The sequence below is a fragment of the Lysobacter korlensis genome (assembly GCF_042434515.1).
This window is the reverse complement of record NZ_JBHLTG010000004.1, coordinates 182,592-197,695: the sequence shown is the minus strand read 5'-3', so window position 1 is coordinate 197,695 and position 15,104 is coordinate 182,592. Positions and strand designations below refer to the sequence as shown.

Here is a 15,104-nt window from a genome sequence, read left to right as displayed (position 1 = left end):
CAGGCTCCGGCACCAGGACTCAGCTCTCCGACGCAGCGCCCCGCTCCGACGGCTCGGGCACGGCCGAGCTTATTGCGCAGCCTGTCGAGCCCGCTCGGCCAAGAACGCGATCCGCAGGCACCGTGATGCGTCAACCAAGCAGCGCTGCGAAGCGGACTCGCCCGGGTGGACTGCGAACGGTCTGCACGACCGCATCGGTGACTGACCCGGCAATAAGGCTGGCGAGTTCAGCCGGTGATGCCGGCGCAGATCTCGGCAACCGACTCCGCGATCCACTGATCAGCGTGTCGACGGCAGGCGGCGCATGTCTCGGATCAGGCTGCGTGCACGACTGACGCGCACGCAGCCTGCTGCTCAGCGCGGCGTCACCGCGCCGCGTGATGTCACTGCCAAACGAGGCGGATGCTGCCGACCAACGGCTTTGCACCGGCCGCCGGGGTGCCGCCGGGCACCACGGTGAGTTCCAGAGGCGCGTCGGGGCGGATTACGCCGTTCCTCGCGAGCTGCTGCAGCACTTGCGTTACATCGAAGCTGTAGAAGTTCTCGCCGAGGGCTTCGTCGAGCTTCGAGTTGCCATGGTCGTGGAACTCGGCATCGAAGAAGTTGATCGTACCGACATGCAGCGCGCGCGCCGGGCCGTTTCCGCGTGGCGTGAGGTACAGGTGGTACAGCACTTCCGGCTGCTCCCAGGTATGCAGGTCCTTGACCACGAGGTAGGTGCGCCGCCGGCCCGACGGATCGAGCGCGGTGAGCGGCTTGCCCTCGCCGAGCTTGAGCTGCGTGCGGACCGGGCGTGCGCCCAGCTCCACCGACGCGGCCGATGCGATGCGTTCCGGCACGCGCGTCGCCGGCCCCGAAAGCGCGCTGCGCGCGCTCAGCGTGGACATCGTGCCGTCCTCATGGCCGTTCGACGCCACCAGGCGGTCGTAGCCGTAGCCGAGCACGCCGCAGTCGAAGAAATCACGCAGCTTGCCCACCACGCGCTGGCCGACGCGATCTACAAATACGAAGGAGCGGTCCTGCCATGTGCCCGAGCTCGGGTTGAGGCCGCCGTTGCGGTTCCAGCTCGCCCACAGGCGGTCGACGTTGGCGTGGTGCACCCAGAACAGCGGGTCCTGCGCGGCGTACGAGATCTTGCCCATGTTCGAGGTGGTGCCGGTCAGCACGTGGATCTGACCGTGGATGCCCGAATCGATCGCGCGGCAGAAACCCTGCACTTCCCCGACGGTGCTGTAATTGGCGGCCGCCATCGCAGCACTGATGTCCATCGAGTCGGTCGGCTGCGCCTGGTGGATCGGCTTGCCGGTGTTCGCGAGGCTGGTGCGGTTGGATCGATAGAGCGAGCCGAATACCGGGTCGGTGGCCATGCGGAACTGCGCCGGCACAATGCCGCGCTTGGCCGGGTCGTGCGAGGTGTAGTTCCAGTACGGCAGGGTGAAATCGGGGCGACCGGTGATGTCGCGCACGATCTGTTCCATGTACCAGACATAGATGCGATGCCAGGGCAGGAAGTTGTTCGCGTTCTGGCCCGCGTGCGACTGGCAGGTGTTCCACATCTCGTCGGCCAGCGTGCGCATCGGGCTGACGGTGTCGCCGAAAATACGCGTGAGCTCATTCGCCTTCGTCGTATTGCCGGCGACGAAGTGCGTGTACCACTGCCAGGTCCAGCTGCGCGGGTCGGCCTCGCTGCGCGCCTTCATCAGCTTCACTGCGTCCGCGAACACCTTGAGCATCTCCTGCCCTTCGGGCGTGGCGATGTCGTAGCGAACGTAGTGCGTATTCGCATAGGCGTTGCTGGCCAGCCACAGACCGAAGGGGACGGTGGCGAGGCCGCGGACGAAATTGCGACGGGACGGTGACTGCATGGCGGTGGTCTCGGGTGTCGGTGTCGGGCATCCAGCCGCGCGATCGCCGCCAGAGCTCCATGGCGCTCAGTCGTAAGACGGATCCGGCAGCGGGATCAGGTCAAGGTGCGGAAGCTCGGAACCGGCCTGGGCTGCAATGGCTGCAAGAGGCAAATTGGCCGCGCCGCCCGCCGGACAGTAGGAAGTCGCCGCGGGGCCGCGGGGGCACCACAGAAGTCGCCACCCACAGCAGAGCGGCAGGCCAGGGCTCTCAGGCAGGCGCTGGCACCGACCGCCTCCCTTTGGCCCGTCATCCCCTCTGACCGACCGCTAGACGCCCGCCGTCTGCCGCTCCCGGCCACCTGCCCTACCTGTCTGTCCGACCTCCGCTATCGGCCAGCAGCACACATCGGCCTCGTGTTCGCGAACGGACGGTGGCTATGGCGATACTGAGCGTCGGCGCCCGCCAAGCTCGGGGCCATGCGTGGCACTCGAGACGGTTGCCCTGCTCGGCCCGGCAGCTGAAGCCGGCTCCATGCCCACGCGCTGTTCAAGTCGGAGCTTCAGCATGACGGTTGCGAGCTCCGCGACGCCGGCCGGCCAGGCGCGCCGCCTGACCATGAGAGCCCCGGCAGCTGCGTGGCCTCGGGCAACTGGACGACCTCCTTCTCGGAGCTCTTGCCGGGCTTGCCCGCTGTCGTCGAGGCGCCGTGGAATCGCCTTCGAACCTTTTCCAGGGAGCGCCATTGTCTCGTGGCAGCGCACGGCGCACGCGCGACAGTTCGAAGCCGCCGCCTTAGTGCGCGCATCTATCGCAAAGTGGAAATATGAGATCGAGCCTTGATGAGGCGCTTGATGCACTAGCCAGGTCTGCGTGAGAAGCTCAGGCCGCGAGGCTGCGGGAGGTCGGGCTGACAACCCTGCCGGTGCTGACCGGCCCGTGCCTCTCCCCGGTCGGAGCCGAACATGTGATTCAGGTGGCTATCGGGGCAGCTCCTGTAGCGCCCTGAGAAGGACTGCATCTCCGGGGCCATCCTTGTCGGCCCACATGTTCTGAACCTCGATATCTACCGGAACGCCTACACCTTCGTAGTTCACCTTGTCGGGCGAGAAATAGCGCTGATTGCTCAGATGGATTTTCCATCCGTTCGGCAGCACCTTCGGACGCACATATGGGTATCGGTCGGAAAAGCTGCCGTTGGATCTTTCACCGATCAGGGTGACGTTGGGCAGCTGCGTCATCACCAATGCGAATTCGTCAGCGCCACTGACCGTTTGGTCGTTGGTGAGGAGCATTACGCGCTTGAGGAAGCGTGTTCCCTTCGCAGGCTCGATGAAACTTGGAATCAGCTCACCGAATTCGCCATGCCCCTTGCCATTCTTGTTTTGATGATAGTGGCCAAGAAATCGGGTTTCGGTCAGGCGCCCGGCGACAGCGAACGGAATTTGCCTGAAGCCACCCTCGTTGAAGCGTACATCGATGACCAGCCCGTCCTTCCCTGCGAACTCACGGAAGATTGTTTCCAACGTGGTGTCGAGGCCCGGCGTCACCGGGAGAGGGAGACCGCCAAGTGTTTGGCCCCAGGTACGTGTGAAGCGCAGATAGCCAGTCCGGGCATTGCTCGAGTAGGAAAAGAGCGGCTTGCCGCCGGCCACCGGGCCCGCGAACTTGAGCGGAGCAAACCCCTGGGCCTGCAGGGTGCTGTTCACCATTTGCCCAAACGCACCTGGCTGCCCCTTGCCGCCGAACTCGGCGTTGATGCGCGAGGGTCGGCGCGCGTCAAACTCCTTCGCGCCCGGCCTGATAAGGATCACATGCCGATCGCCAAGGGGTTTGACCATGGTCGTGAGCACGTCGAAAAGCTGCTCGTCGGTCGTTCGCCCATTCACCAAGGGGCGACTGCGCTCGTATTCGAGCTTCCAGTCGATGTTCTTCTCAGCGAAGAACGCGTAGTTTTCATCGAAAAACCGCCAGAACTCTTCAAACGTCTGTTCCGCGCGGCTGGGAGGTGCAGCGATCGCAGCCCCTGCCCACAACGCGCTGAGCAGTAGAACGTATACGGCGGCCCCGCCGAGCCGTAGCGCCGCTCGTGCATTCATCTTGAAGTTCGTCAGATTCCCCGGTGCGGCATCTTGCATCACGCACTCGGTGGCGCGCCACCACGCTCTCCTGCTGCGGTGGGTCTGCGAGAAGCTGCTCCTCCGTCGAGGTCGCCCGTGATCAGCACCAGAGCAGGGCTGATCACGGCAGCGCCAAAACCAGCAGGCACGCTGACCAACCAGCCCGGCTGGCTCGAGCAACCTCCAATTGCGGTCGATAGCGGACGTGGTCAATCGCAGCGTGGCGAAGCGGACGTCGTCCGATGAGCCAACACTTGGATTAACGGAACCACCGTCGGAACCGCGTACCCCCACGACACATTCCGGAAAATGCCGAGCTTCCGATGCCGTGAGATTTACCTTTCAACCTGCTTGCGCAATCGAGCGCTGAACAGGCGGGACGAGATGAGCCGCGCAGCGGCGGCGTGGTTGCATCAGATGCGCCCCTCCCAAGCGTCTTGTTATTTCTTCACAACCTTCATTGAAAGCCGCCTCGGCGGCTCACGTCATTGCTGCTCTCTGGCCGCGCTCCGGAGCAAGTGCGCCTGGAAGGCGAAGCATGACGAGAACGATGATCGAGGCTGCCGCGAGTGCGAACGCGGGCGCTCCCGGATCCGCATCGAGGGTTGTCAGCATGTTCGCGATACCGCCGGCATAGGCTTCGACGGCCGTGGCGAGTAGCGCCGCGAACGTCACGGCCGAGACGGCCAGTACGAGCCAGGCGCCGCCGGTGCGGGTGACCGGTCGACGGAGGCGCGGGTCGGCGAGGATGCTCGCAACGAGATGCGCTGGCGGGGGCGGCATGGACTCCGTGGCAAGCGCTTCTGCGAGCAGACGGTCGCGCACATCGCTGCTCGGGCCGGGCTGAGCAGCCAAGGCCCGCTGTAGGGCCTGCTCCTGCAATCGCCAGGATCTCTCGAGGTCGCCATCATGCTGGGTCATGCATCCGCTCCGATGGGTCGTCCAACATCCCGCGCAGACGTGCGCGGATGCGGAACAGGTGGCTCTTGATCGTGCCGGTCGGCACGCCGGTGATGTCGGCGATGTCGGAAATCGGCATCTCGTCGATGTGGTAGAGGCGCACGATGGATCGTTGCAACGGCGGCAGCGCGTCGATCGCGCGATGAAGACGCGCATGGGCCTGCGCGCTCGCCAGAGTCTCGTGCGGGCCGGGTGCGCTGTCGGGCACCGCCTCGAAGACTTCGCCCGCATCGGGCGCACCGACCAGTTGGACGCCGCCGCGCTGGCGCTCCAGATGGCGCAGGGCCAGCGAGTACGCGATGCGGCCGATCCACGTCCGCAATGCGCTCTCGTGCCGGTACTGGCTCAGCGAGCGATGCACCCGGAGAAAGGTCTCCTGACAGATGTCGTGGGCGTGTTCGGGATCGCGCACGATGCGCACGACGATCCGCCAGCACAGCGCATGGTGCTCGACGACGAGCCGCTCGAACGCCGCGACGTCTCCCGCCAGTACGGCGGTGACGAGGTCGCGGTCGGCACTCATGTCGAATCCCTGGTCATGGACGGGTTAGATACGTGCCCCCCCGGCTTCGGTTGCAAAGTGGGTGCAACCGGAACGCTGCAGGGCGTATCCATGGGGAGGTGAACGGTCATCGCGGCCGTGCAGGAGCCCATCGTGGAACTCAAGCAGATCATCGTGCCGATCGTCCTTTTCGTCTGCATCACCTACGGATTCAGCGTACTGGTCGGAGCCGTGGTGCGCATCCTGGTCATCCGCGATGGCGCTTCCGATGCACTGGTCGCCTCGATCGTCGAGGGCGAGGCACGGGCCCGTCGGTTCGGCGCCCTGCAATGGGGGCTCAACCTGGTGTGCCTAGCGATCGCCTTCGCCGTGATCGAGCTCGCCCGCCTGCCCGCGTTTTCCGCTGGCGCGCTGGCGCTGGTGCTGGGGGCACTGGGCGTCGCCAACCTCGGGCACTTCGCTCTGGTCCGTCGTTTGACCTGAACCGCGCGGCCGGGTGATCCGCCGTCCCGCATCCCATCGGCGCCTCCCGCGCCGAACCTACCGGAGTCATCATGAAAAACCTTCTGCCGGTGGCGCTAGCCGCCGCCTTCCTCTGCGCGTGCCCGTCGATCGGAGCGCATGCCTCTGCAGGTAGCACCGCCACCGAATCCCGCCCAGCCGTGGAGGCCACAGGCCATGCGAGCGTCGTCGGCCGGTACACGCTCGACGGCGGGCCCGAGCTGCAGGTGTCAGAGCACGAGGGTCAGTTGCTTGGACGCCTCGGCGGAAACGATCCGACGGTACTCGAGCCGCTGTCAGCTCGCACGTTCCGGCCCGCCGCCCAGCCCGATGCCCGTATCACGTTCGAGCCGCCGTCCGGTCGGGCGGAGCGCGTGGTGGTGGTGATGCCCGGCGCGCGCATGCAGGGCGTACGGATCGACCCACCGGCTGACGCAGACCCAGTGTCGCTGGATGATGAACTTGCGCGGCTCGACGCGGCCCTGTTCCACGCCGCCTTCGTCGCCTGCGACATAGTGCGAATTCGCGGAATGCTCGCGGAGGACATCGAATTCGTGCACGACCGCAGCGGACTGCGCCAGCGAGGGGACGTGATCAAGGATTTCGAGCGTTTGACCGCCGACTGCCCGGCGGGCAGAGGCATCCGCCGCGAACTCGTCGAAGGCTCCTTGCGCGCCTTCCCGATCGCCCACGTCGGTGCGTTGCAGACCGGCGAGCACCGCTTCATCGAGGCCGGCGCGCAAACGTATACCGCGGCGCGCTTCAGCACGCTGTGGCGCAAGGAAAGCAACGGCGCGTGGAGGGTGGCTCGCGTGCTGAGCTATGACCACAGGCCGGTTCCTGTCGGTAGCGCGACGCCTGCCACCGCGCCGGCGGCCACGCCACCAGCGGCCTCCGCGGTCGCGCGCCTTGCGGAAACCGTACTGGCGGCCGCGTACGACCCCGACGCGCCGGGTGCGGCCGTGCTCGTGATGCGCGGCGACGAGGTGCTGTTCCGCGGCGCCCGTGGCTTGGCTGATGTCGACGCCAACGTACCCCTGAGTCCCGACGCTCGCTTTCGCATCGGGTCGGTCACCAAACAGATCGCCGCAGCCGGGCTGCTCAAGCTCGTCGAAGCAGGCAGAGTTGCGCTCGAAGATCCGCTGTCGAAGTATCTGCCCCGCTACCCCGGCGCCGCGCGGATCACCGTGGAGCAGCTGCTCAACCACACGTCCGGCATCGGGAACTACACCGAGATGCCCGGCATCATGGAGGGGCCCATCCAGCGCGACCTCACGACCGAGCAGCTGGTCGATCATTTCAAGGGCCAAGCGCCCGACTTCGCACCGGGCGGTGGGTGGAAGTACAACAACTCCGGTTACGTGCTCGTGGGAGCCGTCATCGAAACGGTCAGTGGCCAGCCCTGGCACAGGTACCTCAAGCAGGAGCTGTTTACGCCTTTGGGCATGAACGACACCGGCTATGGGGCTGACCCCGATGTGACCGCTCGTCAGGTCAAGGGCTATGGCACCGACGGACACGGCGCGGTGCCCGCCAAGCCGCTCAGCATGACCCAACCCCATGCCGGTGGCGCGCTGGTCTCGACCGTCGACGACCTCGCCCGCTGGAGCCGCGCCCTACACGGTGGCCGCGTACTGCGGCCCGATCTGTACATGCGCATGATCACACCTGTCGGGCAAGCCACCGAGTCGGGTTACGGCTACGGCATCTCGATCTCGCGCGAGCAGGGCTCGCCTGCGTTCGAGCATGGCGGTTGGATATTCGGCTTTACGTCGCACCTCATCTACGTCCCGGAGCCCGGTCTCTCGGTCGTCGTACTGCACAACAGCGATTCGCCGTCGCGCGGGCGCGAGCCGGGCTCGATCGCGCGACAACTGACCGCGGCCGCACTGGGCGAGCCGCTTGCGGATTCCGGGACCACGGCATCGCGTGCGGTTCAGCGGGCGAAGACACTCTGAAGCCCGATGCAAAGTGCCCGGAGTGACGATGGGCGTGCGACGGGCTTGCAGCCACTGAAATGGCCGGCTGCGGCGCAGATGAGCACCGCGCCTAGCACCCAGCGGAACCACCGTCAGAACCGCGTCCACCACGACCCGCTCCGGAAGCGCCGAACTTCCGATTCCGCAAGCTTCGCCTTTCAGCCTGCTTGCGTATTCGAGCGTGCCGAACGGCCGGGAAGTGGACCGCGCAGCGGCGCGTAATTGCATCAGATTCCGCTCTCGCCCGCAGCGCCCATCATTTCTTCACGGCTTTCGTTTCGGAGGTGCCGCTGACCTTGCCGTCGGTGATCGAGACGGTCACTTCCCGGCCTTCGAGCGAGTACTCATACACCGAAAGGCCGGGCATGTCGGCGAACGACCGGATGCTGGCCGGCTCCCCGGCTGCGCCCAGGAGCTTCGCAAGGCTGTCACCGATGACGATCCGGGTTCCGTGGAGCTCGACGCCTGTCCAGCGCGCCGGCGTCGGCATGCTGACGAGGGTGCCGTCCGCGATGCCGGTAACCTTGCCGTCCTTGACGCTTACATTCACGTGTCGGTCGCCGGTCGAGTACTCGTATAGCGTGAAGGACGGCGACCCCGGAAAAGGCCGGACCTGGTCCGGCTTACCGGCCACCTTCAGGAGGCTGTCGACGGAATCACCGATTGAGACTGCGCCACCCTTGAGCTGGACGCTCTGGGCAAGCGCGGTCGACGAAAAGGCCGACAGCGCCAGGGTGATAAGCAACATGCGCATGAGGGGCGATCTCGAAAGATTTGAAGTTCGGGTGGGCGCACGCGCCCGGCAGGTTTCACTACTCCGCCGAGCCCGATCCGGTGAACCCGGGGGCACGTCTACTTCGCAGGCGTGCAGTACTCGGTGACGCGATGTGCTTTGCAGTACGGATTCGCCGCCCGCTCCGTGTCCGTCGTGCTCTGCAGACACATCCTGCGGGCCTCTTCGCGGATGTCGATCGGTGTCATGGCGAGATACCCCTCGCAGTCGACTCTCGACAGTTCGATGTCCGGGCCCGGTTTATACCCTGCCGGTATCGTCAGCCTGCCTTCTGAATCGACGGTCGGCAGCGGCTGGTTGTCGCTCCCGTCGCCACATCCCGACGACGCGCCCAGCGCAAGCGCGATCAGCACATGAAATGGTTTCACCGGTATCCCCTGACAGTGTGTGGCTGGGCCCAGACTCGAGCCGAGTCGAGTGCGAAGAGGCCGTCGCTGGAAACAATCAGCCGCGCGGCCGGGCCTTACGGTCGAACTGTGGCGTGTCCCTACACAACGCGCAATGCTGCCAACCGATGGACTCATGGACGCGCGCCGCCGCAAAGACCGACGCAGTGACGAATGCCCAGAGCAGCCCTTCGGAAACCGCATGTTCTAGCGGCCAGCGCCTCACAACTTTGGGTGAGAAGCGGACCTTGTGACGTGCGATCGGCTGCTGCCGTGGCCTGGCGCTTTGCTCTGTCCAGCCGCGCTGCCGGGGATGCGTTGAGCGCGGCAGGCGCCCGCTGGCCCGCGGGCACTGACCCTATGCCAAGTGCCTGCTGTCGATCGGATCACTTGCTTGCCGGCACGCTCAGCTGAAGCGAATGCAGTGCAGGCCCCGGCAGGAATGGCGTTGGCCGCCCATGCACCCAATCGTCATGGCCTGCGCCCCAGAACGGCGAGAACGGATGGCCACTCTGGCCGCCGGGCATGTGGATAATGCCGTCGGCTTCCCGGCCCGGGGCCACCACCATGCGTTGCGCCGCTCCGGAATCCGGGCTCTGCACCCGCGCCATGCCGACGGTGTCGCCCGGCAGCGGGTCACCGGGCATGCACAGCCGGGAGCGCACGAGCGAGGGCAGCGCATCGGCCAGCGGATGGCAGATCTTTGCGGTATTGCGCTCGCCCCAGGTGAGCGTGTCCAGCGGGCCCTTCTCAGCGAGGGCGGCCTGCAGTTCTTTCGCCGCGTCCTCGAACAGATCATCCCAGCTGCTGAACTTGGCCGGCAGCAAATGCGCAGGTCGCTCCGTCACCATCGGCCAGGCCACGCCCTCGAATTGCGGAAGGCGGATTTCAGGGACTTCCGCCCCCATCCTCTCGCGCGCCGGGGCCAGCAGCCCGGTCGCGATCCGGTTATGTACCTGCTGCCGCCAGGCTCGGACGATGCGATAGCTCACCGTGTCCGTGTCCGCGCGCGCCGACCAGTTCGGATCAGCGGCGACCAGCGCCTGCAGGGCGGGCGTCTGTGCACGAGCAGCGGCGGATTGCATCAGCTCCCACCAGCGCTGCATGAACTTCGTGCTGTCGTCGAGCTGCACGGCGAGCAGGTCGCGCTCGTTGAAGCTTTCACGCGCAAACAGGTTGTCGCGGATCTGCGCGGCACGCGCGCCGTCCGCGTAGCCGCCGTCGCCGAGGTGGTCGAGCGCGGCGCCGTCCACGACGCGGCTGTTGGCCGTCCACAGGCGTCCGGACGCCGGCGCCACCACGGCCGGGGCACCGACCGCGGTCGCGGTCCATGGTGTGCAGCCTTCCAGCATGGCGCCCTCAACGGGACGGCCGGTGCCGGCATCCACGGGAGATGGTACGCACGCGCCGTCACGTGCGGGGATCAGGCCGGCCAGCCGCCAGGCGATACGGCCGTCGCGGTCGCCCACCAGCATGTTCTGGTTCGGCATGCCGACCCGGTCGGCCATGCGTATGGCCTCGCCGGCGGATCCGGCGACGCTGAAGTCCGTCAGAGCGAAGTTGATGGATCCCGGCAGGTGCGCCACCCAGCGCAGCGCCAGGCCGGAGCCGTCGGGCTCGCGGTGCATGACCGGGCCCCACGGGGTTTCTTCCACCTCGAGGAGCACGTCGTCCGCACGGGCGACGCGAATGCGCTCGGTGGTGCGGACGGCGCAGGCTGGCTCCGACGGAGCGTCGCCGGAGGTTGGACATGCAGGCACGCGCTGCCAGTCCAACCAATCGCCGTAGCCGTTGGTGAAGCTCCATGCGATGTGCGTATTGCTGCCGATAACGACCATCGGAACGCCGGGCAGCGTGAACCCGCTCACGTCGACCCGCCCATCGGGCGCGCGCTGATCCGGGTACAGCAGCCGCGCGCGGAACCAGATGTTCGGCGCGCGCAGACCGATGTGCGTGTCGCCGGCGACGATCGCCCGGCCGTCCGCGGTCAACTCGCCCGACACCGCGAAGTTGTTGCTGCCGACGGGAAAAGGCGTCGCGACCCGAAGCGGTTTCGCCGCGCTCGCCGATGCGAGCGAGCGCAAATCGACCTCCTCCGGCGACGGCAGCCTCGCATTGCCCTTGGCCTCGCCGACGATCGGCGCGTCCCATTGGCTGCCGTTGTGCGTCAGCAGCGCGAACAGCGCGTCGGGTAGGTGCGGCTTGATGCGCCACAGCGTGAGCTCACGTTCGTGCGCCTCGTCTTCCAGTTCGAAGAACATGGCATAGCCGACCAGCGCCGAGTCCTCGATCCGCCACGGCTGCGGCTTCGTGCGCAGCAGCAGGTAGGGCCAGGGCCGCGACTTGAGATCGGCCAGTCCCGCATTGACGCCATCGGTATAGGCCTGCAGCACCGCGCGCTTGTCGCCGGCAATGGTTTCGAGGTCGCGCTCAACCCGCGCACGCATGCGGTGCACACGATGCTTGCGATCCATCTCCACCGCACGGGCGCCCACGAGCTCGGCCAGTTCGCCCGCGGCCGAGCGGCGCATCAGGTCCATTTCGAAGTACTGCTCCTGCGCGTGGACGTAGCCCAGCGCGCGCATTGCGTCGGCTTCGCTGGCCGCCGTGATCGTGGCGACGCCGAGCGCATCGCGATCAATGCGCGCGGGCTCGGAAAGACCGGGCAGGCTGGCCGTGCCGTCAAGCCGCGGCAAGCTGGCGCACGCGACAAGGAACGGCGCGACACACAGTGCGGTAACGGTCCTTGCGGACCGGCGGATCACTCGTCTATTCATGGGTTGGCATCTAAAGGGCAAGGGAGGTCGGCAGCGCCAGGCCGCCGGACATGCAGCGCTGGCGTGAGACTGCCCCAGCTCGAGCATTGAGAGCGGGTCAGTGCGACGAAGTGCGGATGTGTCTGACGGAGCCCAGGAAACGCGCGATGAAAAAGAGCAGGCCTACATCATTCCCTGTGGCGCTCGTGGGCGCCGGCGGGAACGCGGACGCTGCGATTGGGCCGGAATTTCGGTCGGTGACTGGTCGATCGCTGAAGCAGCGACCGCCGACGCACCGGACACAGCCTCCGGGATAACCGTAGGCAAAGTGCTCTCGGACACGGGTGGCGCTGAAGAGCCACCATAGTCGGCCCGCCGCCGTTGACTCTTACATCTGCACAGCGACCAACCGGGCACGCCAAGCACGCCCTGCAGAAAAAGTAATGTCCGCCAGGGGTCGGAAGCGGAGATCACCTCGACCGAAGCCTCGGCACGCAGAGTGTCCGAATCCCGCGCAACAGACCGGGCTACGTCACGCCGCCAATGGCCTGCATTCGCTGTTGCTGTACTCAATTGGCACCCATCGCAGCACAGGTCGCCCGGCCGGCACCTATTGCGAACCGACGCGTTGAATGAATCCACGCGCAGTTCGTCGCAATCATCCTCCGACCCATGCCCACCACAGCTGCGCATTGAGCGCATGGCTGTTTGCCTGGGTTTTGGCGAATGAGCGCAAGCGTCGTAGTTCACCGCGGTTGAAGTAGATGCAACCCTTGAAGACGGCATGAATAGCGCGGGTTGCACTGATTTGCTCAAACGGGTTGGCGTCGAGCAGAACCAAGTCGGCGCGGGCGCCGGTGACCATTCGACCGCGGACACCGGGTGCGCCATGGAGGTTTGGCGGCACCTCGCATTGCCAGGCCGAGCCTCCGCCTGATTAGAGAGTGCACGTCCGCTTCCGCCAGTACCGGACGGCGACCCTTCAAACGCAAGCCCAGGAACGGCGGCGCCGCGGGCACCTCATAGCAATGCACGGGCGTGCGGGCCCCTTGCGGATCTCGCAGGCGACATGCGGCGGTCAAGTGTTTGCAACCTGCGCCTCTCAGCATCGGCCTGCCGATGGACAGGGCATCGGCCATCCCCCACTTCGAGAGCCGACATGACTCTTCATCGCCCCCGCGCCGCCCGCACGCGCCGTTCGCTTGGCGCCGCACTCGGTGCCATTCTGCTGTCTGCCAGTCTGGTCGCGGTCGCCACACCGGCACCCTCTCCTTCGCGCAACGACACCATGCGCCATCCCGACCATCGCGGCCTGATCGTCATCGGCCACCGCGGCGCCAGCGGTTACCGCCCCGAGCACACGCTCGCCGCGTATGAGCTCGCGATCCGCCAGGGCGCGGATTTCATCGAGCCCGATCTCGTCGCCACGAAGGACGGCGTGCTCATCGCGCGGCACGAGAACGAGATTTCCGGCACCACCGATGTCGCCACGCAGCCGGAGTTTGCATCGCGACGCACGACCAAGGTCATCGACGGCGTGTCCTACACGGGCTGGTTCACCGAGGACTTCACGCTGGCGGAGATCAAGACGCTTCGGGCGAAGGAGCGGATCCCGGCCATTCGCCCTGACAACACGCGGTACGACGGCCGCTACGAGGTGCCGACGTTCGCCGAGGTGATTCGACTCGCGCAGCGGATGAGCCGCGGCGGGCGCGTCGTCGGCGTCTACCCCGAGACCAAGCACCCGACCTACTTCGCCCATGAGGGTCGACGCCTTGATGGAACGCCGATCAGGATTTCGCTGGGCGCCAAGGTTGTGGAGACGCTGGTCGCCGAGCGCTTCACTGACCCACGGCGCGTCTACATCCAGAGCTTCGAGTTCGAAAACCTGATCGAACTGCAGACCCAGCTGATGCCGCGCGCGAAGGTGCGCTTCCCCCTCGTGCAGCTGTATGACGACCTTTACGGCGCGACACCCTACGACGTGCGCTACAACGCCCGTCGCGGTGCCGACCTGCGGGGGATCTACGGCGGCCTCGCGACGAAGGTCGACGGCGGCCTGGCGGCGGATACCCGCTACGGCGCCTTCGCAACGGCGCCGGTGCTCACGTGGATGAAGGCGACCTATGCGTCCGGCGTCGGCCCCTGGAAGGGCAACCTGCTGCTTCGCGAGGCACTGCCGGCCAAGGTGGACGCGAACGAGGACGGCAAGGCCGAGCTGGGCACCCGCAACACCGGCCTGGTGCATCCGATGCTGGCACATGCGCTCGGTGCCGGGCTCGTCGTGCACCCGTACACCGTGCGGGCGGAGGAGCCCTACCTCACGCAGCTGCCCAACGGGGTAGCGCAGACGGCGCTGGGCGAAGCAGTGCACCTCTACTCTCTCGGCGTGCAGGGCTTTTTCATCGACCAGCCCGACATCGGCGTCGCTGCCCGCGACATATTCCTGGATCTGAACTCGCGCTAGTCGGCTCGACTTCCGCCGGGGCGGCCGCGCCGCCCCGGCTCCATTGCCGCTGTCAGCTGGTGCGTTATCGCAATGAGGCTACGGCTGGAAAAGTCGATGTCTGCGGTGCTGGCCGGGAAGGTCCGCTTTGGCCTGTAGCGGACGCCGGCCGGCGCGCGCAGACCTGAGTTAAGCCGAGTCTCGACGCGGCCTCGGCCTGGATAGAAAGTTGAACCCTACCCCGCCGCGAGCCCGTGGACCCGGAAGGTCTCCAGTATCAGAACGGCCATGAGGGCCGCCGGCGAATCTGCGCATACCAGGCGGAGGGCTCTGCCGGCTGTCCAACCGGCAGAGCCGGCCTGCTCCTCGCCGAGCGCAAAGCCAGGGCGAGCGGCGCATGCACGGACCTGAGCCAGTCGCACCGCGGTTGGGTCCGATGCTCTCTTTGCGTCAGGCGCCTGGCGCCCGCGACAGGATTCCGGCAGCCGCGGCTGGAAGGCTGCGAGACCAGCGCCGGAACCCACGTCCGCCCGCCCCGCCGCGGCAGAGTGCGAACGAACCTTCGCCGAGAATCCGCATCCAGCGACAACGCACTCGCGGTGATGGGCACCAGCACGTGCTGACCTCCCCGCTTTCCGGAACTGGCGCCGCACTCAGAGGATCGCGCCCTCGGCGGGAAAGGCCGCACCACGAGCGCAGCACGCATCCCGGTCGGCAGTCGCCTTGGCATGCCGCTTGCCTTGCATCCGGGACGATCGGCCGTTCGACACGGAAAGCGAGGACACATGGGCTCAGTGATACGTCTGCCGACAAGCG

Annotated in this window: 11 protein-coding genes; 3 read left to right on the top strand and 8 right to left on the bottom strand. The window is 66.5% G+C overall.

The annotated features are described in order from the left end of the window. Positions 1-383: 383 nt before the first annotated feature. From ACFFGH_RS17375 to ACFFGH_RS17360, 4 genes are all read right to left on the bottom strand, one after another. Positions 384-1,865: a tyrosinase family protein gene (locus ACFFGH_RS17375; protein WP_386670555.1), complete on the bottom strand. Its 1,482-nt coding sequence runs from the start codon at positions 1,863-1,865 to the stop codon at positions 384-386. A gap of 960 nt (positions 1,866-2,825) precedes the next feature. Beyond that, positions 2,826-3,983, bottom strand: a complete 1,158-nt coding sequence (locus ACFFGH_RS17370) for a S41 family peptidase (RefSeq protein WP_386670553.1) — start codon at positions 3,981-3,983, stop codon at positions 2,826-2,828. 462 nt (positions 3,984-4,445) lie between these two features. Then, positions 4,446-4,886, bottom strand: coding sequence for a hypothetical protein (locus ACFFGH_RS17365; RefSeq protein WP_386670552.1), 441 nt, complete (start codon positions 4,884-4,886; stop codon positions 4,446-4,448). Then, a complete protein-coding gene (locus ACFFGH_RS17360; protein ID WP_386670550.1) occupies positions 4,873-5,448 on the bottom strand; it encodes an RNA polymerase sigma factor in 576 nt (191 codons plus the stop codon). The genes ACFFGH_RS17365 and ACFFGH_RS17360 overlap by 14 nt, the downstream gene beginning before the upstream one ends. Positions 5,449-5,580: 132 nt before the next feature. Here ACFFGH_RS17360 and ACFFGH_RS17355 point away from each other — a divergent pair, with 132 nt between their 5' ends. Then, the gene (locus ACFFGH_RS17355) at positions 5,581-5,910 is read left to right on the top strand and encodes a hypothetical protein (protein ID WP_386670548.1); all 330 of its coding nucleotides are present in this window, start codon (positions 5,581-5,583) and stop codon (positions 5,908-5,910) included. Positions 5,911-5,981: 71 nt separating this feature from the next. Beyond that, positions 5,982-7,886 (top strand): serine hydrolase domain-containing protein, encoded by a 1,905-nt coding sequence (locus ACFFGH_RS17350; protein WP_386670546.1) that lies wholly within the window; start codon positions 5,982-5,984, stop codon positions 7,884-7,886. Positions 7,887-8,163: 277 nt separating this feature from the next. Here the strand turns inward: ACFFGH_RS17350 and ACFFGH_RS17345 are convergent, their stop codons facing one another. The 4 genes from ACFFGH_RS17345 to ACFFGH_RS17330 all read right to left on the bottom strand — a co-directional run bounded on the left by ACFFGH_RS17345 (position 8,164) and on the right by ACFFGH_RS17330 (position 12,707). After that, complete coding sequence (locus ACFFGH_RS17345; protein ID WP_386670544.1) at positions 8,164-8,652, bottom strand: hypothetical protein; 489 nt, start codon at positions 8,650-8,652, stop codon at positions 8,164-8,166. Between the two features lie 107 nt (positions 8,653-8,759). Continuing rightward, entirely contained in the window at positions 8,760-9,068 is a 309-nt protein-coding gene (locus ACFFGH_RS17340) for a hypothetical protein (RefSeq protein ID WP_386670542.1), read from the bottom strand. Between the two features lie 404 nt (positions 9,069-9,472). Then, positions 9,473-11,863 (bottom strand): penicillin acylase family protein, encoded by a 2,391-nt coding sequence (locus ACFFGH_RS17335; RefSeq protein ID WP_386671269.1) that lies wholly within the window; start codon positions 11,861-11,863, stop codon positions 9,473-9,475. A 637-nt stretch (positions 11,864-12,500) separates the two neighbouring features. Further along, positions 12,501-12,707, bottom strand: a complete 207-nt coding sequence (locus tag ACFFGH_RS17330) for a hypothetical protein (protein ID WP_386670540.1) — start codon at positions 12,705-12,707, stop codon at positions 12,501-12,503. A gap of 294 nt (positions 12,708-13,001) precedes the next feature. Here ACFFGH_RS17330 and ACFFGH_RS17325 point away from each other — a divergent pair, with 294 nt between their 5' ends. Then, positions 13,002-14,309: a glycerophosphodiester phosphodiesterase family protein gene (locus tag ACFFGH_RS17325; protein ID WP_386670538.1), complete on the top strand. Its 1,308-nt coding sequence runs from the start codon at positions 13,002-13,004 to the stop codon at positions 14,307-14,309. Positions 14,310-15,104 lie beyond the last annotated feature (795 nt).